Source organism: Clostridium sp. OM05-9, from assembly GCF_003481465.1.
In the GTDB taxonomy this organism is placed as follows: domain Bacteria; phylum Bacillota; class Clostridia; order Lachnospirales; family Lachnospiraceae; genus Coprococcus; species Coprococcus ammoniilyticus.
In genome coordinates this window covers 51916-69971 of sequence record NZ_QULF01000003.1, presented here as the reverse complement: position 1 = coordinate 69971, position 18056 = coordinate 51916, and the positions used below count along the sequence as shown (strand labels likewise).

Annotated in this window: 18 protein-coding genes and 1 tRNA gene; all 19 read right to left on the bottom strand. The window is 41.6% G+C overall.

Annotation, left to right across the window (positions count from 1 at the left end; genetic code table 11):
* Positions 1 to 10: 10 nt before the first annotated feature.
* The 19 genes from DXB77_RS05675 to DXB77_RS05580 all read right to left on the bottom strand — a co-directional run bounded on the left by DXB77_RS05675 (position 11) and on the right by DXB77_RS05580 (position 18014).
* Positions 11 to 1453: a relaxase/mobilization nuclease domain-containing protein gene (locus DXB77_RS05675; protein WP_347559474.1), complete on the bottom strand. Its 1443-nt coding sequence runs from the start codon at positions 1451 to 1453 to the stop codon at positions 11 to 13.
* Positions 1440 to 1772 (bottom strand): plasmid mobilization relaxosome protein MobC, encoded by a 333-nt coding sequence (gene mobC / locus DXB77_RS05670; protein ID WP_055262787.1) that lies wholly within the window; start codon positions 1770 to 1772, stop codon positions 1440 to 1442. The genes DXB77_RS05675 and mobC overlap by 14 nt, the downstream gene beginning before the upstream one ends.
* A gap of 4 nt (positions 1773 to 1776) precedes the next feature.
* Positions 1777 to 2298, bottom strand: coding sequence for a multidrug transporter (locus tag DXB77_RS05665; RefSeq protein WP_118662807.1), 522 nt, complete (start codon positions 2296 to 2298; stop codon positions 1777 to 1779).
* Positions 2299 to 2691: 393 nt separating this feature from the next.
* Positions 2692 to 3669: a DUF3991 and TOPRIM domain-containing protein gene (locus tag DXB77_RS05655; RefSeq protein WP_118263008.1), complete on the bottom strand. Its 978-nt coding sequence runs from the start codon at positions 3667 to 3669 to the stop codon at positions 2692 to 2694.
* Between the two features lie 4 nt (positions 3670 to 3673).
* A complete protein-coding gene (locus tag DXB77_RS05650; protein ID WP_004611525.1) occupies positions 3674 to 4213 on the bottom strand; it encodes a JAB domain-containing protein in 540 nt (179 codons plus the stop codon).
* A 109-nt stretch (positions 4214 to 4322) separates the two neighbouring features.
* Complete coding sequence (locus DXB77_RS05645) at positions 4323 to 5318, bottom strand: DUF5688 family protein (protein WP_117788279.1); 996 nt, start codon at positions 5316 to 5318, stop codon at positions 4323 to 4325.
* Between the two features lie 73 nt (positions 5319 to 5391).
* The gene (locus DXB77_RS05640) at positions 5392 to 10770 is read right to left on the bottom strand and encodes a SpaA isopeptide-forming pilin-related protein (RefSeq protein WP_182439437.1); all 5379 of its coding nucleotides are present in this window, start codon (positions 10768 to 10770) and stop codon (positions 5392 to 5394) included.
* A 90-nt stretch (positions 10771 to 10860) separates the two neighbouring features.
* Positions 10861 to 11649 carry a hypothetical protein gene (locus DXB77_RS05635; RefSeq protein ID WP_243100149.1) on the bottom strand — a complete coding sequence of 263 codons (789 nt, stop codon included), beginning with the start codon at positions 11647 to 11649 and terminating at the stop codon, positions 10861 to 10863.
* Between the two features lie 235 nt (positions 11650 to 11884).
* Complete coding sequence (locus tag DXB77_RS05630; RefSeq protein ID WP_172622380.1) at positions 11885 to 12058, bottom strand: hypothetical protein; 174 nt, start codon at positions 12056 to 12058, stop codon at positions 11885 to 11887.
* Between the two features lie 5 nt (positions 12059 to 12063).
* Entirely contained in the window at positions 12064 to 12513 is a 450-nt protein-coding gene (locus DXB77_RS05625; protein WP_008395352.1) for a hypothetical protein, read from the bottom strand.
* An 8-nt stretch (positions 12514 to 12521) separates the two neighbouring features.
* On the bottom strand, positions 12522 to 13442 hold the full coding sequence (locus DXB77_RS05620; protein ID WP_077327778.1) for a ParM/StbA family protein: 921 nt from the start codon (positions 13440 to 13442) through the stop codon (positions 12522 to 12524).
* Between the two features lie 51 nt (positions 13443 to 13493).
* Entirely contained in the window at positions 13494 to 13748 is a 255-nt protein-coding gene (locus DXB77_RS05615; protein ID WP_077326156.1) for a hypothetical protein, read from the bottom strand.
* Between the two features lie 406 nt (positions 13749 to 14154).
* Positions 14155 to 14277: a hypothetical protein gene (locus tag DXB77_RS13370; protein ID WP_004611516.1), complete on the bottom strand. Its 123-nt coding sequence runs from the start codon at positions 14275 to 14277 to the stop codon at positions 14155 to 14157.
* Positions 14278 to 14430: 153 nt separating this feature from the next.
* Positions 14431 to 14715, bottom strand: a complete 285-nt coding sequence (locus DXB77_RS05605; RefSeq protein ID WP_005340582.1) for a DUF6462 family protein — start codon at positions 14713 to 14715, stop codon at positions 14431 to 14433.
* A 3-nt stretch (positions 14716 to 14718) separates the two neighbouring features.
* Positions 14719 to 15177 (bottom strand): DUF6462 family protein, encoded by a 459-nt coding sequence (locus tag DXB77_RS05600; protein WP_008395356.1) that lies wholly within the window; start codon positions 15175 to 15177, stop codon positions 14719 to 14721.
* A gap of 8 nt (positions 15178 to 15185) precedes the next feature.
* Positions 15186 to 15407 (bottom strand): DUF6462 family protein, encoded by a 222-nt coding sequence (locus DXB77_RS05595; protein ID WP_008395358.1) that lies wholly within the window; start codon positions 15405 to 15407, stop codon positions 15186 to 15188.
* 239 nt (positions 15408 to 15646) lie between these two features.
* Positions 15647 to 17260 (bottom strand): lysine--tRNA ligase, encoded by a 1614-nt coding sequence (lysS, locus tag DXB77_RS05590; protein WP_118662804.1) that lies wholly within the window; start codon positions 17258 to 17260, stop codon positions 15647 to 15649.
* A gap of 43 nt (positions 17261 to 17303) precedes the next feature.
* On the bottom strand, positions 17304 to 17786 hold the full coding sequence (gene greA, locus DXB77_RS05585) for a transcription elongation factor GreA (RefSeq protein ID WP_117808639.1): 483 nt from the start codon (positions 17784 to 17786) through the stop codon (positions 17304 to 17306).
* Between the two features lie 144 nt (positions 17787 to 17930).
* Positions 17931 to 18014 (bottom strand) — tRNA-Leu (locus DXB77_RS05580).
* Positions 18015 to 18056: the final 42 nt, after the last annotated feature.

Genomic DNA, 18056 nt, shown 5'->3' with positions numbered 1-18056 from the left:
AAAAAACAGCCTAACGTATCGGCTGTTCTTTTCTGTCTCTTATTGTTTCTTTGTCATACTGCTTCTCTTCTGCCGAAGCTGATACAGTAAGTTCCTTCCATATTGATTTTCCAAGGCTAAGTTCCTTTGATACCGCCCGTTCTGCCTTACAGTCCTGTGCATACTTGCTCTCATATTTCTTTCTAAGACTCTCTACCTCTTCCACACTGTATCCCTGTGCCAGAAGCTCAGTGTTAAGCCTTTCCCATGCATTGTGCTCATCTTCAAAGAAGGTATCGCCACTCTGATAACACGATTCCGCATCATCAAGCTCCCGGATCTGTTCAGCCTTGTCAAAAATATCTTTGAATCTTTCCTTAGACTTATAGGTCTTACTCTTTTCCTTTGATGCTTCTTTCTTCTTATCCGTCAGATTATCAAGTACCGACACAAGTTCTTCTGCACTCTCAATCTTATGCCTTACCAGAAATAGATACTGCTCCTGCAGCTTATGCATCTTTCGGATATCATCCTTATACTTCCATACCTGACTGTATGGCTTCTTTTTCAGCTTTCCAATCCGGTAAAGTTTTGCATAATATCTTTTCTGCAAGCCTGACATCTTCGCCCTGCGGTATCTTTTGACATAGCACTTTACTATCGCTGCCTGCCTTTCCTCATTCTGTGACTGGTAAAAGGATAAATCTTCCTTAGCAATACGCTCCACAATAGCTTCCTGTGAATAATTCTCGCCAAGAGTCTTACATCTTCTGAATCTTGTCATCCCCTGTGGTCTGACTGCCAGATACTTTCCCTGCTTGACCTCATATCCTTTTTCCGACAGCAGCTCCAGAAATCCACTGAAATCATTTGCCTGTAAAATGCAGGCATCAAGATCTCTTTTTATCATATCTGCCCACACAAAGCTGCCTTCACGATATTCGCTCCATTCCTTATAATTCTCATGCTGTTTCTCTTTGCTGCCATCCTCCACATCTATAATGGAAAGACCATACTCCTGACACAGCTTATTGGTAATTGGCTGGATATACTTTGCCCAGTCACCTTTCTCATAGCGATACTTTTTCCCATCCACAAAGCTTACACTGTTAAATACAATGTGTGAATGAACATGGTCTGTATTATCATGAACCACAAATACCGCTTCATAGGCATCACCAAGATATTCTGCTACAAACTTCTGTGTTATCTCAAAAGCCCTGTCCGGTTCCACCTCATCCTCTTTGAAAGAAAGAATGATATGATACCCCTGTCGCTTGTCTGTTTTTCCAAACTGCTTCTTTGTATCCATCATCTGCTCAAAAGCCATATCTGTCTGGCAGTTTATGGCTCCCACAAGTCTTCCTCCCTGCGTTTTCTCAGGATTCATCACATAATCCAGTGCCCGCTTTAAATGCCTTGCATGAAAAGAATTCCCGCTGTCCTTCATGTGAAGTATCTTACTGATTGCCAATCTTTACCACCGCCTCGCTGACAGACTGATTCAGCTTTTTCATATATGCCACAAGCTGTTCCTTATCTTTCTTGGAATACAGCTGTGCATTGCTGTTAAATACAATCTGATTGATGTTAATGCCGATTCGGTTTATCTCATTGATAAGCTCTTTAAGAAGTTTCCTTACTTCCGGATAATCATTTGGTTTCTGACTGATTAGAAGCCTGATATATTCGGCTTCATTCATTCCATTTGCCTTTGCCTTATCAGAAAGCACTTTCGCTTCCTGTGGCATAAGTCTTAGTGTTTTCCTTATACAATGAACTTTATCCGCCATAGAATCACCTTCCTCTCTTACCCGTACTGTATTCTCTTATTCCTTCTGCTACTGTTACAGCAGATTTTTCCAGTTCTTTATTACCCAGCTGGGCAATAACCCTGTCTGCAAGCTCTGTGGCAACTTCTATAAGTTCCTTACCATAACTGGTTTTATCAAACAATCTGTCCAGTCTCTTTTCATCTGCTTTCAGACTTTCATACTTGCTCTGATACTCGTTATAGTCATTAAAATCCTTTGGATCACTCCTGTGTGCTTCCGCATCAAGTATCAGTTCATAGTTCCATTCACAGACAATATCTATAACATCATCTATCGGGTATGGTTCAATTTCACCATTCTCCTCAGCTACATCCTGCCTGTACATCTTCCCATCTGAATCTATGCCAATGGCATAATCATGTCCTTCCATATAGTTAAGCAGAATTGCAGCATCTTCTATCGAAGGGTTTAGTAAGATATCAAATGTGTCTGCCCAGGCAATAAGTTCCTCTGGTTCTGTGATTATTGTAAGTTCTTTATCCATTGCTTTCCTGCACCTCCCTTATCCGTGTTTTGTATATCTCTTCCACCCACACGCCTGTCTGAATCTCTTAGGTTTACGGCTAGATACGCATTAGAGACATCTCTGTCCTAATGCCATCTAGTTAGGGAGAAAATCTCCCTAAAACCCTCTGTTTATGGAAGTGGGGGCGCTTTTTGCCCCCACTTTGCTACTTTGGGGGCGCTTTCTGCCCCCACTTTGTTATTTTGGGGGCGCTTTCTGCCCCCACTTTTATACTGACTTTCATCCGGATTTTGTCGTGTCCGAATTGCGGGGGCGCTTTTCGCCCCCACTTTGACATTTTGGGGGCGCTTTCTGCCCCCACTTTGCTGTTTTGGGGGCGCTTTCTGCCCCCACACATCAAAATCCGGTTTCTCATGCCCTGACTGGTTCATCTGCTCGCTTATTCATCCTGTTCAGATTAAGCTTTGCCGCTACAAGCCACTCGTTGTAATCCTTATATCCGGTAGGTGGCGGACAGTCTTCTACCTCATATCCAAGCTCATAATACTTTCTCATAAGTTCTGTTGCTGCTTTTCTCCCCGGCTCATCTCCATCAAGGCAGAACCGGATGGAAGTAATCTGCGGATGTTCCCGAAGAAAAGTCTCAAGTGGTGCATCTGCAAGCATCCCAAGTGCCAGCTTATTTGATTCATAATCCGCGAAGATATCGACATAACTCATAAGGTCGATTGCAGCCTCAAATACTACAAGCTCTGTACTGTTAACATTTACCACATTAAATCCATAGTTCTTATCATTTCCTGTGACATCACACTTGAATGGCTTGCCCTGCTTATCAAACACTCCCCGCATACTTGCAAATCTTGTCACTCCATTTTTATCATTTCCTTTGAAAACAACATTGTGGTAATGCCTGCTCTCATAAATCAGTCCTTCTTTTAAAAACAGATCTATGACTGCTCTGCTGATTCCTCTCTCCTGATTCAGATAGGAAATAATATAGGAATTATCTCCTGCCGGTTCCGGTAGGACAAATGGCTTTCTCTCCTCTGCCTGCTTCTGCGATACCTGATGAACAAGAGGCTGCTTTACAGGCTTCTCAATTCTTTTGTATCCTGCGAAATCTAAAAGCCAGAACACAGCCTCTTTTACACTCATTCCACAAAATACCCGTAAGAAATCTATCTGTGAGCCGCCATTGTTGCCTTTGTCAAACTGCCTTGACCATCTGTACCAATGGCTTCTGTTATAGATACGGATGGAATCCATCTCCTTTAAAGTGTGGTATTTGCCAATCCTCTTTACTGTATACCCAAGGCTTTCAGCAACTGCACACAGGTCAACACTCTTTGCTATGGCAAGCTCTTCATCCGTAAATCTTCCATCCATGCTTTCACCTTGCCTTTCCCTGCTCTGCTACAAGCGGTGACTTGATATCAAGTGTCCGGTAATCTGTGCTCAGGGTAATCTTAGGATTATCAATCATGCCTTTTTCCCTGAAACTGAAAAATTCACGATTGTCTCCACCGACTATGATATGGTCAATGAGAGGTATTCCCATCAGCTCACACAGCTTGTTCATGCGATCCGTCATCATCGTGTCTGCCTTGCTTGGGAATACGTTCCCGGATGGATGACAATGGATTAACATCATGCTTGCAGCATTGCTTAAGATACTTGATTTAAACAGTTCTCTCGGATGTGCCATTGCCTCATTTAAAGAGCCAACACTTGCAAAATGCACATTGATAGGTTTTAAATCTGACCTTAGATTGACCACACACACTACTTCCCTGTCAAACTGGCACATACAGTCTCCCATGACAGCAGCTATATCCGCCGGATTGTTAAAGGTGTGCTCCGAATAAATCGGAGCATCCTTTACAAGTCTTACCGAAACCACATCAAGCTTGAAGTCATTCTTCTTTGGCATCAGACACCGCCTCCTCTCCAAACTCGACACGGATAACAAAGTCACCTTTCTGGCTGTTTATGAGAGCAATGAGTTCTTCCATTGTAAGTTCCTGCTCCATAACTGCCTCCTATCTGGACTTTTCCTTCGCATCATATACAAGGGGAGGTTCTGCAACGATACCATCAAGTCTCTTGTTCGGTGTATCAGTTGCAAGGGTAAGTTTTCTTAAATCCTTATCATAGTGATATACCTGATTGGAAAGTCTCTCGTCCAAAGACACCTCCTGCATATTTACCTCAACTACCATCTGTGCAAGCATCTCAGGGCTTCCCATATCTGAAGATACAGCAATAACCTCATGCACGCTCGAAGGGAGAATATAAAGGTCACTCTCTAAACTCTCTGCCAGCTCATGAAGCTCATTCTCATAAAGCATGGATGCTGCGCCATTGATACCCTTTTCATTGGAAATCACCCACATTGTCTGTTCCGGTGGAATCTCGGCTATCATCATATCTGCAATCTCCTGTGGCATCCCATCCCTTGCGAACATTTCTTTCATAATGTCATTCATGCTTCGTACTACAGGTGGAAAGAGCCTTCTTGTGTTTTCAGCAGCACACTTAAAGAGCTGTTCCTCGCTCATCCCAAGTCTTTTTGCAAATTCATTTGTAATTTTTGAACTCTGCACCGCATCCTTATCGGCACTGATAATTACCTTGTACACAATAGAAAGATCCTGGAACTCTCTGTGCGGCACCTGTTCCAAAAATGTCTTATTCTGCTCTGTATTGATGAGCTGGAATACAATCTTCTCGTTAGCATCCTTCATAATGCTGTCCACATCAACAACCGGAGCCTGCTCATATGCCCTTTCCATAAAGTCACATGCAGCCATAAGTGTTTCCTCAAGATCACCACAGTCCTGATACTTCTTATACATGTCATTGATATAAATCGTAGGCGAAATATTCCTGCCTTCCTCTCTTAAGATGATGCCATCAAGAGTCACATTCACCTTTTCCACGGGTTCTGCCACAAGCTCCATTCCTTTGAACTTCTCAGGCATATAATCCATAAACTTTTCTTTTACTACTTCCTTAAAAATCTCGTAATTCATCATATTACGGTTCCTCCTTAATCTAAAAAAGCGGGGAACATAAGTCACTGGCTTACATTCCCCGCAAGGTTAATTGTTACTGTTTATTCTTTTTCTCTCTTCCACGAAGTCCGACTCCAACACCTGTAATAAGTGCAAGTGCACCAATTCCAAGATAAAGAAGCGGATTTGCATTGTCGCCTGTCTGTGGAAGCTTAGGCTCTGTCGGTACATTGACAAGCTTAAGAGTTGTTACAACAACATCCGGTGCATTGTCATCATATCGAAGAGTTACATCATGAGCTGTTTCATCAAGGATATATCCGTCAGCTGCTTTAGTCTCAACAACTGTATAATGGATATCTTCTTTGAATGATCCATCCTCGTTGTAAGTACAGATAGGAAGCTCCTTGCTCTCTGCATGACCATTCTTGTCAGTAGTGAGTGTATCAAGCACCTTTCCGTCCTTATCCCTTACTTCAAATACAACACCCTCAATCGGCTTTCCGGTTACTTTGTCAGTTTTCTCAATGACAATCTTACCTACTGCCTGCTCATCCTTCATGGATACCTTCTGAATCTCGGCAGTCTCCTTTACCTCAAAGGTCACATCCTTCGCCACCTTGTATCCATAAGGAGCTGATTCTTCACGAAGTGTGTACTTTCCAACAGGAAGTCTTTCGATCATATGAGTCTTTCCAGCCTCAGATGTCCAGCTTTCTACAAGCTTTCCATCAGCATCAATTACTGAAAGCTTTGCTCCAGGCAACTCTTTCTCTCCTGTGATATCAGTCTTTGAAATTTCTACCTTAATAGGTGCATTTTCAAATGCTGCCTCAAACTCGATAACCTTTACCTTATCTCCCTGATATGAAGCATCCACATCAAAAATCTTATCAGACTTCACATAGCCCTTTGGGGCCTCAATCTCTTTGACATAATACTGTCCAAGCGGAAGGTCAGAGGTAAATGCAGCCTTTCCATCCTTGCCTGTTACTGTTCTCTCAATCTGTGTATCAGCTTTTACGATTACCTTGCCATCTTTGTTCACAATGTCTTCTTTCGCAAATAAACCGAATACTGCTCCCTCAAGTGCTTCCTTAGTCTCTGAATCAGTCTTGGTTACAGTAATCTGCACTTTCTGACGCTCATTTGTCACATCCATTCCTGCAAACACAACCTTTGTATTCTGGTCGATATAGGAAAGGTCTGCTTCAATCGGTGTATCATCTAATACAAATCCATCAATGGTCTTTGTCTCAACAAGATAATATCTGCCAAGTGGAAGGTCATCAATTCTTGCGATACCCTTATCATTTGTCACGATGGTTGCCACCTTGTCTCCTGCCTTATGATATACAGTGTCAAGTCCGTCAGCACTTACGATATCCTCTTTTGCATATACATCAAAAGTTACTCCTGCAAGGCTGTCCTTGAAGAAATTGAAGATAAAGTCGTACCAGTACCCCTTCATAAGAGTAGTATCTGTTACAAATTCGCCGTCCTTATTGATAACGATGGAACCTGTAGGAACTTCATCCTTCATCTCTACATGCTGCACTTTGCCTGTGTCCTCAACTGTAAACTGGATATCTGCTGCCTTGAGATATCCGTAAGGAGCAAATTCCTCACGAAGAGTGTAAATCTCTCCAACTACAAGTCTCTTGATTACATGTGCTTCCTTAGCATCAGATGTCCATGTGTCTACCACATTTCCATCCTTATCAAGTACAGTAAGTGTTGCACCTGTAAGCTCTGCACCGCTTGTGATATCTGTCTTTGTAAACTCAAAGGTTGTAGGAGTGTTCTTATACTCGCTGTTATATACAGCAGTCTTAACATCCTGTCCCTGATATTTTGTATCAAAGTTTACTGCTTCCTCATTTGTCACATATCCGGCAGGCTTTACAAGCTCCCTTGCAACATATTTTGCAAATGGATAATCCTTAACAAAAGCAATCTTTCCATTCTCATCAGATGTTGCCTTCTCAAGAAGTGTGCCTTTCTCGATAATAACTCTGCCATCAGCATTCTTGATATCCTCATCTGCATAAAGACCAAATACTGCACCTGCAATCGGTGTGTTATCTTCTGCATCAAGCTTAGTCACTGACATATCAAGCTTCTGTCTGTCATCTGAGAAAGTAAGGCTTTCCTTGATAACAGGTGTCTTATCATCCACATATGTGAATGTCACTTTCTGCTCATTCGGATTTAATACATATCCGTATGGAGCTTCCACTTCCACAACTCTGTACTGTCCAAGAGGAAGATTCTTTGCTGTTGCCTTTCCATCCTTGCCAGTTGTAAGAGTTGTCACAAGGTCTCCCTTGCTGTAATACTTAATGCGGTTTCCGTCTGCATCCTTCTGGTTGTCTGCTGTGTAAATATCTTCCGCAGCATAAACTTTGAATTTTGCTCCGGCAAGTGAGCCTTCCTTATAAACAAACTCTTTCTCATATGAGCTTGCAAGAAGTCCACCCTTGAATCCGTCAAGTACCTCTCCCTTCTTTTCTACAGTCAGCTCTCCGACTGCAGGGGCATCGGAATATTCCACGGTGATGATTGCATCATTTGTATCACCATCTGTCTCAAATGCTGTATCAGTATCAACCGAGATGTTGACATACTTATCATTTACAACATATCCAAATGGTGCAGACACTTCCTCAATGCGGTAGTTACCGATTTTAAGTGCCTCCGGTAAGATTAAATCTCCGTCCTCATCGGTAAAGAATGAAGTATGCTCTACCTTTGACGGATAAGTTGTGTACTGCTTTACATATTCGTTCTTATCAATATTGAAGATTTTAAACTCTGCATTTGGCACAAGTACTGTCTGCTTTGTATCGGAATCCTTCTTGATTACACGAAGCTTTGCAGTAAACTCCCTGTCAAGGAATACTCTCCATGTCTGAGGTTTGTCAGGATGGTTCTCGCTGATTTTTACCTCAAATGGCTTGATCGTCTTCATGTTATGCGGAGTCTTTGACTCAACTACCACATAAGTTCCATAAGGAATTGCAATGGAAACTGCATGCCCCTTGTCATCGGATGTGATTGTTGTTGCTCCGTTTTCCCCGATTACAACCGGAGATGCCTTGTCAAAGTCATAACTTCCATCTGCCTTTACAGGTAAAGATGATTTCAAATAAGCTGTAAACTCTGCACCTGCAAGCAGTCCTGCTTCAGTATCATCGCCATTGTCAGATACCTTGATAAGCTGGAATGGCTGCTTGATTACCTGCTCTGCTGAAGTTGTACTTCTTGATACCTCTGCTACAAGGTCTCCCTCATAATCACATACCACATCATGTTCCTCTTCGTCTAAGAGATACCCCTCTGATGGAGTGATTTCCTTTACATAATAATTTCCAAGGTAAAGGTTATTGACCTCTGCCTCTCCATTCTTATCTGTTGTAAGTGTTGCTACAAGGTCACCTGCTTTGAATACGACTCCTGTTGCTCCGTCCGGATGCACGATATCGTTTCTTGCATAAAGACCATAAACTGCACCTTCAAGGCTTGCATCTCCCTGGGCAACTGCCTTGCCTGATTCCTTGTCTACCTTGTAGATATGAATCTTTGCTGTCGTTCTGTCATTCACAAATGTATGACTGAATGATGCCTTTGCCTGTGTTTCAGGTAATACATTGAAATTGAAGCTGTAAACATCTTTACTGTTTCTGATATACGCATATGGTGCCTGTGTCTCTTGGATATAATATCCGTTAGAGATTGGCAGATCCGCGCTGTAGCTTGCCTTTCCGTCCTCACCTGTAGTTACTGTCTCAAGAGCTGTACCCTTTGTCACAATAACCTGTCCGGCATAGTTTTTGATGTCATTTCCGGCATAAAGTGTGTACTTGCCGCCTTCAAGAGGGTTCTCTGTGTCAGAGTCCTTCTTTACGACAGATACATCCGCTTTCTGTCTTGTATTCTCAATCGTAGTTGATTCATACTGGACTGTCACAGTCTGGTCCTTATACTCAACTGCTACTGTCTGAGGTGTGGTATTGATTGTATATCCGTCAATGCTCTTAATCTCAGTAATCACATAAGTTCCAAGATGAAGGTCAGATAATACCACCTGTCCGTCAGTTCCTGTTGTTAGGCTTTCTGCTACAACATCGCCAGCACTATACACCTTTGTACCATCTGCCTTGTAGATATCTGCCCCGGCAGTTACCTTGAATGCTGCTCCGGAAAGCTTCTTTTTCTCATAGGTGAAATTGCTTCCATTCCATGAGCTAAGCACCTCACCCTCTTTGTAGATTGTGATTGCTCCAAGCTGCTCTTTATCTGTTGCAGAGATTCCCGTTGTCTGTCCTGCTTTTACAGTAAGTGTATGAACCTTACCGGAAAGGACATATCCCTTTGGTGCGGTAATTTCTTTTACATAATAAGTGCCTGCAACAAGTGCAGCTGACTTTGCATATCCGTTTCCATCTGTTGTCATGGTCTGTACTCTGTTTGTGCATCCGCTGTCAGAATAGATTCCATAAACTGCACCGGAAAGCTTCACTCCGCTTGACTCATCTGTCTTTGTAAGCTCACCATATCCGATGTTCTCTGTCTTGACCTTGATATAGGCTTTGACAGGATCTGCTGTCGGTCTTTCAGAAATAAACTCCTGATATCCGCTTTTTCCTGTAAGCCAGAATACACAGCTTGATGTTGTCTCAACCTTGCCTGCATTGGATGTGAATGTTCCTGTTGTAGCTGTAGTATTCACACTCGTTGAAGATATGGTAATACTGTTGCCATTCTTATCAACAGAATATCCGCTGATGCCAAAATCAAAATCCGATAAAACACCATTGCTGTCAGATAATGTTGTTTCAAATCTCTGACTTCCATCATTCCACTTTAATTCATAAGTTGGTGCCTCACTGGTTCTGCGTGATGCAAAACTTGGAAGTGTTGCATTGTAGGAGCTGCTGATATTGTCCCTGAGTCTCTCATAATAGCTGTATGAAGAAGCCGGACTTGGTGCTGTGTTGCAGAGCTTTCTCGCTGCCGAATCACCACTTCCGGTTCCAAAGATATCTGCTACAATAACCCATACCATTGCCTGAGTTGCGATATACTCATCGCACTGACTGTTGCTTGGTGCCGCCTTTTGTGTACTGTTAAACCCATAATAAAGGCAGTAACTTAAAAGCTTTCTCTGCTGTGCTGACATTGATGTGCTCGCATCATCGTAGCTGTTCATAAGCTGACCGCCATCTGCTCTTAATCCGAAATTCATACAATATGCAGAATTTCCGTCAAGAATTGAATACAGAATCTTGCCATGATTATATCCGGGCTTCAACTCACTTACTTCTCCGGAATTTTTGACTGACGCATTCCAGAACGCAATATTTGCCTGCGGACTGGCTGCAAATGCTGTTGTTCCATTCGTAAAGAGTGTTCCAACCAGTGTGAGCATAGCCATAAATCCTGCCATAAAACGCTTTAGTTTCTGTTTCATGTGCTTTTTCCTCCTTAATTTACGCATAAAAAAGAAAGACATAAGTTTATGGCTTACATCTTTCTTCCTTCTGCTTCTATTCGTTTTTATTTATCTGTGACATCGAAACTCGTAATAGTCTGTGCCGCCTGTCGTGTAAACTCCATCATAACTGATGTAGAATACCGGATCTGTTTCCAAAAGTAACATACTTGCAATATATTCTGCGACTGCATCCTCAGATGATAACCGCTGTCCATCAATGGTACTTGCTTTGTTGAGGTCTGTCTCTACAAACACACTATAATAAGAGCCTTCCATACCATCGTAAGGATAATACTCATTGTACTCTTCCTGCGTGATACTGCCATCATTCAAATGGTTCTGTAAATTCTGCTGTGTGGTAATCATCCCTCCTGCCTGACACTTTGCTGTTGCAAGTGACACAACATTCTGTGGACTGTATACCACGGATGCAGGCTGTGGATTGCTCACATTGTCTTTCGGACTGTCTGTAGTCTGACCACCATTACCTGCATTACTCTGATTTCCGCCAGCTTCCTCATTATCATTTTCAGGAGCTTTCTGTTCCGGCTCGTCATTCTGCTTTGGCTTTTCTTCCTGCTTTGAAGCAGTTTCATTATCAGCGGACCGGTTATCTTCCTTATCAGTCTTCTCTTCTGAATCTTTAGCCTCGGCAATATCTTTCTCTGTCTCTTCACTTCCAGCTTCGGTTGTGACCTCTGTGACAGCTTCCGTTGCCATTGCTACTTCTTCAGTTGGCTTTACGCTTTCCGTCTGTTTCTCTGTCTGATTATCAGCCTTTTCCTTACCACCATTACAGGCAGCCATTGAAAAGACCAGTACTGCGGATAATAAGATAATACTTATCTTCTTCATAGTAATCACCCATCCCTTCTCCGCAAGAGGGACGGGCTTTGTGTTCCGTGCCATCCACCCTTGCAGTGAACTATTTATCTGTAATGCACGGGACACATAGGACTGTCCCGTATTCTGTGCATCTTAAACTCCTTTCATTATACCAGCTCTCTTATTTTAAAGAAATACTGCATAAGTCTTCTGTTTTTCTTATAATTTAAGAATAAACCCTTTACCTGCATACGCTCACCTCCTCTCAGAATGTGCCCATTCTTACGAATGAAAGAAATACCCTTGCCACCATTGCGAATAGAAGAAGAATTATTCTGGCAAGTCCTAAGACCAGCTTCAAAGCTCCAAGAATTATCCTTAATATCCACTTGAGTATCTCTAAAATCACTGTTCCTACGGCTCCCATAACTCTTCTCATAATAATCAGTCTCCTTTCGACATCCATCCCATTGCAAGACCTGCAACATCTGCATCGTCCATAACATCTTCTGTAAGTTCTTGTGCTTCACTATTGGCTGCCTGCATAATTACCGGCTGACCAACATTCATCCCGGATATCACTCCGCCTAACAGCTTTATTACCTCTTTTCTAGCCTCATTGGTTGCTGCTTCAATGACTTCTTCCTTAATGTCATCAATATCTTCTGACCGGATATATTCAGCCCTCTCTTTTTCCTTCTTCTTGATAACAAAGGTTTCCTTTCCATAATTATCAATGTAGAACTGAATCGCATCTATAATGAACTGGTTCTTAGATTTGAAAATCTTCGGATCAAGGTTCTGAATCACATCATTGATTTTCACATGCTGGGGATTGCTCATGTTGAGGCGGACAGAAGTTTTTACTTCATATTCAAGTCTTCTTCCCATCATCTGCCTCCTTATGATAATCGCTTAGTGCTTTTAAGTCCCATTGTGGCAAGCTGCTCATATCCTCTTGCATTTGCCTTTACATCAAGGTTATAGGAAATGTTCTTGGCATCGTGGCTCCCAAAGTTTTTCATCACAACTGCCCCGCCACCGACAAATACAATCGGTGTAGTCTTTAAGTTATACCCAAACTCACGGATTGAGTTATATACCTTATCAACAAAATCCTCTATCTCAGCCTTGATAATGGCAAAGTATTCATCATCAATATCTGACCTGCCATATCGCATGATGTTCTGTATCTCTGACTCGTCTACCTCTCCGTTAAGCTGTCTTACACACTGCTCATTGATAGAACGCATACAGGTAATAAGACCTTTTGGAATCGTCACACACTTTGATTCATCCGGTGACTTGTTGATTACCGGCATAATGTCGATTGTCCAGCTTCCAATATCTACTATCAGTGTTTTCTTTGCCATAGCAGGAATCTTGTCCACTACTGCTGCATAGCACTGAGGAAATACTGCCACATCATCAATTTCAATATGATATGACTCATTCTCATATTTGAAGCTTACACGCTTATTCTTTGTCAGGTACTTGATAAAATCATTCTTCTCTGCTCCAAATCTTGTAAGTGGAAGTCCTACAGCAAGAAATACCTTTGCCTCTGCAAGACCTCTTCTTTTAAGTTCCTTAGCAACTGCTGCAAGAGTGAGAAGATAAAAGCTGTCATCTTCGACCTTTGTATCCTTTACTTCCTGCCTCACAGCTCCAACCTTATAGAACTTTCCTTCATACTCAAGTACGTCGCCGAAAAGTGCCGGAGTTGTTGTAATCTCCTTAACACCTGTGACAAATACCTGAGAGATTGTTTTCATCATTGACCATCCATGATCAATGCCGATTACTTCTAACTTGTTATTCATGTGTTTTGCACATCCTTTCTTCTTAAACAGCCACTTGAACATCTTAACCACCTACTTTCCTATCAGCTTCCGCATACAAGGAAAACAATAACCATTCCCTCGATAATATGGACATCCGACACATTCCGTCGGAAGTTTCTGTTCCTTTTTCTTAGATGGTTTACAACATGTTCCATTGGCACATCTGTTGTTATGTCCCCAGAAGAATCTACAATGCATACAATCTTTTAATTCTCTTTCAAGCTTTTCTTCTGGAGATACAAACCTGCGTTTCTTATGCTTATCTCTTTTTTCAACTGTTCCCACCAGAGCTCTCCTCCCTTCCAAGGAGTGATTGCTCTCTTATCTGTTCCATTGTGCTGTCCGACTCTCCTGCCGTCCTAGCTAACGAATACAATACGATAAGAACAATAATTATTAATGCTATGCTAAATCCCATCACCACTTTATCCTCCTTCAAATTAGTTGCCATATAGACAGAATTTGAATTTGGAAGTGATATAGTCTACATGGCTATGCTTAACGCTAAGCATGTAGGTACACGCCAGTCTTCTAGACTCCTATATCGCCCCGTGTACAAAGAGGTGTTCTCACCTCCGGGAGTTACAGACGAGCCACAAAATGTGTTTCACGACGCCCTTCTGAATTATCAGAAGCACTATCTCCTCTTTTAGCCTTTTGAGGATAAGGACGAACTTCTCGCCCTCTGTGGTTAATTATCCTTACGCAACATGCCTATTCCTTTTACCAGATTTCCATCCAGCTTCTCGCCCTTCATCTTTCGATCCATCAGACTACTAATATGATAGCTGTGACTTTCATCCTCCAGGTACATACCCCGTAAATTTACTACCTACAGATACTCTGCAGTGCAAACTACTTTGCAAATCTGTAACTGATTATTCAATTGTTATGTCCAATCTCTCTTGGACAATTGATATTCTACAATGCACTTTAATTTTACGGAAGTGACACCACTGGTGTATTTTTACGAATTTTCACCAGTTTTTGGTGTATTTGTCATTTCCTTTAATTTGTTCCATGTATGCTTAGGCAGTTCTCTTGCCGGCTCTCTGAATCGTTCAAGATATTTTTCAAATAATTCCGTATTGATTAATGCTGAATTACCGACTTTATAGACTGCTCCTGCCTCTCTCGCAATTACTATGATTCTAGATTTACTTATCCCATAAATAATCGCTCCTTCCTCTGCATTGACAAATTTTTTCATAAAATCCTTTGTATCTGAATAGCACTTATATGAGTAACTCATTCATCAGTCTCCTTTCACATTTGGCAATGGATGTTTCATTTCTGTTGGCGGTTCTCTGAATTGCTCCATATAATCATCAAAAATTTCCAAATTTATTAATATAGTATTTCCCTTAGCTGTTCCAATCTTATATACAGCACCCGCTGCTCTAGCCATTTCAATAAATCTATGATGCCCTATGCTATATGTCATTGAAGCTTCCCCAATTCTTACAAACTTCTTTTCTACGATTTTGTTTGAACTAGGCACTCTTGCAAAATGTTTCATAAATTTCATCAACCTTTCCTTATGTACTAATATAATCTTTGCAAGCTGATATCTTGCTCCAGCAGCTAATGCTATATCCATTGCCTCATCTCGTGTTACATCTAATAAAGCCATTACTTCATCAATACGAATAAATCTTGGTTTTACAATTTCTTTTCTATAGGCACTAACTGAACCACTCAATGTATTTACCATAACATCACCTACTTATAAAACTCAGAATCTGTAATATGAAAAGTTTCAAGATACTTATCCAATATTTCTGTATTAACAAGTACAAGCTGACCAATCTTATAACAAGCCTTGGCATCCTTAGCCACTTCTTGAAATTTTGTCATTCCCATACTGTACATCTTTGCACCATCTGAATATCTTACAAACTTTTTTGCATCCTCATATCTATCTTTTTTCTTTGATTCATCCATTGCTGTGCTCCTTTCACTTTGACTTCATAACAAATGACGTATTTTCTCCATAACGCAAAAAAGAGGACATCTTCTAAATTTCTTTAGAAAATGTCCTCTTAGTAGTTCATATTCGATTGAGTCTTATTCTTTTCAGATTGTGTACTCTTTCATACTGATGTAAATGACTATGCCAAAATACGTCTTTTAATGCGTCCTTTGACGTACTCAAATGCCTCAATCCCGCATAAACACTAGGTTTATTTATCCAAGCTCTTCATTGTCGGGAAGAGGAGCACATCACGGATTGCCTGTGAATCAGTCAACAGCATAACCAGACGGTCGATACCATAACCGATACCGCCTGTAGGAGGCATACCGATCTCCAGTGCATTTAAGAAATCCTCGTCTGTATGCTCTGCTTCATCATCACCGGCTGCTGCATTTGCATCCTGTGCTGCAAAACGCTCACGCTGATCGATTGGATCGTTCAGCTCGGAATATGCATTACACATCTCCCATGTGTTAATGAACAGCTCGAAACGCTCAACCTTACTTGGATCAGAAGGTTTCTTCTTGGTCAGTGGTGAGATTTCGATTGGATGATCCATGATAAATGTAGGCTGGATCAGTTTTTCTTCACAGAACTCCTCAAAGAACAGGTTAATGATATCACCCTTCTTGTGACGTTCTTCATATGCAATATTGTGTTCATCAGCCAGCTTCTTAGCTGCTGCATCATCTTCTACCTGATCGAAGTCGATTCCGGTATATTTCTTGATCGCATCATTCATGGTCAGACGCTCAAATGGCTTACCGAAATCAATCTCGATTCCATTATAGGAAATCTTTGTGCCTCCACAAACTTTCTCAGCAAGATAACGAAACATGGACTCTGTCAGTTCCATCATACCTTCATAGTCTGTGTATGCCTGATATAATTCCATCAGCGTAAATTCCGGATTGTGTCTTGTATCAACACCCTCGTTACGGAATACTCGTCCAATCTCGTAAACTCTTTCCAGTCCGCCTACGATCAGACGCTTCAGATATAATTCCAGAGAGATACGAAGTTTTACATCCTCATTTAATGCATTGTAATGTGTCTCAAATGGTCTTGCTGCCGCACCACCTGCATTTGCAACAAGCATAGGAGTCTCAACCTCCATGAAATCACGGCCTGCAAGGAAGTTCCGGATCTCCTTTAATATCTGTGAACGCTTGATAAATACTGCCTTGCTCTCCTGATTCATGATAAGGTCTACATATCTCTGACGATATCTGACATCTGTATCTGTTAAGCCGTGGAACTTCTCCGGAAGGATCTGTAATGACTTGCTTAAAAGTGTCATTTCTTCTGCATGGATAGAAAGCTCTCCTGTCTTTGTACGGAAGGCCCATCCCTTTACACCATAGATATCACCGATATCAGATTTCTTGAAATCTGCATAAGCTTCTTCACCGATCTGATCTCTTGCAACATATACCTGAATGTTGCCCTTCAGATCCTGAATATTACAGAAGGATGCCTTACCCATAACACGCTTGAACATCATACGTCCTGCAATGCTTACATGGATCGGTGATGCATCCATGATTTCTCTTCTCTCGTTATAATCGTTGTTCAGCACTTCCTTCTTCTGTGCATCATCCAGCCCTTCTACATCCGGTTCCTGTCTGCCTGCGAGAAGCTCTGCTTCATGTGCTGTATATGCTTCCTTTACATCTGTGCTGTGATAAGTCACATCATACTTTGTAATCTCAAATGGATCCTTGCCAGCCGCCTGTAAATCTGCCAGCTTCTCACGACGAACCTGTAACAGCTTATTTACATCCTGTGGCTTAGCCTGATTGTTCTGCTTATTCTCTGCCATCTTTGTTTAATCTCTTTCTATACTATATTGATCATTCTGTTTATTAGATTGCTCTCTTGATATCTAATATTCTGTATTTGAATTCTCCGTCCGGTGCTTCTACCGTTACTTCTTCACCAACGCGCGCACCCTTTAATGCCATACCAACCGGTGATTCATCAGAGATCTTGTTCTTCATGATATCTGCTTCTGTTGAACCAACGATGTGGAACACAACTTCCTCGTCAAATTCATAATCATATACTGTTACGGTACGACCGATACCGACAACCTCTGTATCAACCTCGTCCTCGTCAACGACTTCTACATTTTTCAGGATAGCCTCTAACTGCTCGATTCTTGCCTCGATATCACGCTGCTCGTCCTTTGCTGCATCATACTCAGCATTCTCAGATAAGTCTCCCTGCTCTCTTGCTTCCTTGATCTTGGCAGCAATCTCTCTACGTTTATTTACCTTCAGATCCTGAAGTTCTTCTTCAATTTTTTTAAGTCCTGTATAGGTAACTACCTGTTTCTTTTCAGCCATCGCCGACTACCTCCTAAACAATATCTGTGTTTTCCGTTAAGTTCTCACAAGTATCCTACATTATATTCCAGTTTCCCTGTAATGTCAAACCTGTATATAGAAAAAAGAAGCCTTAAAACTAAGACTTCTTTTCCTTAATATCAATGCAGTTGATGGGACTTGAACCCACACCCACATAAGTGGACATGAACCTGAATCATGCGCGTATGCCAATTCCGCCACAACTGCATGAAAACGTGCTTTATCTCACGCACTCGTTTAATATAGCAC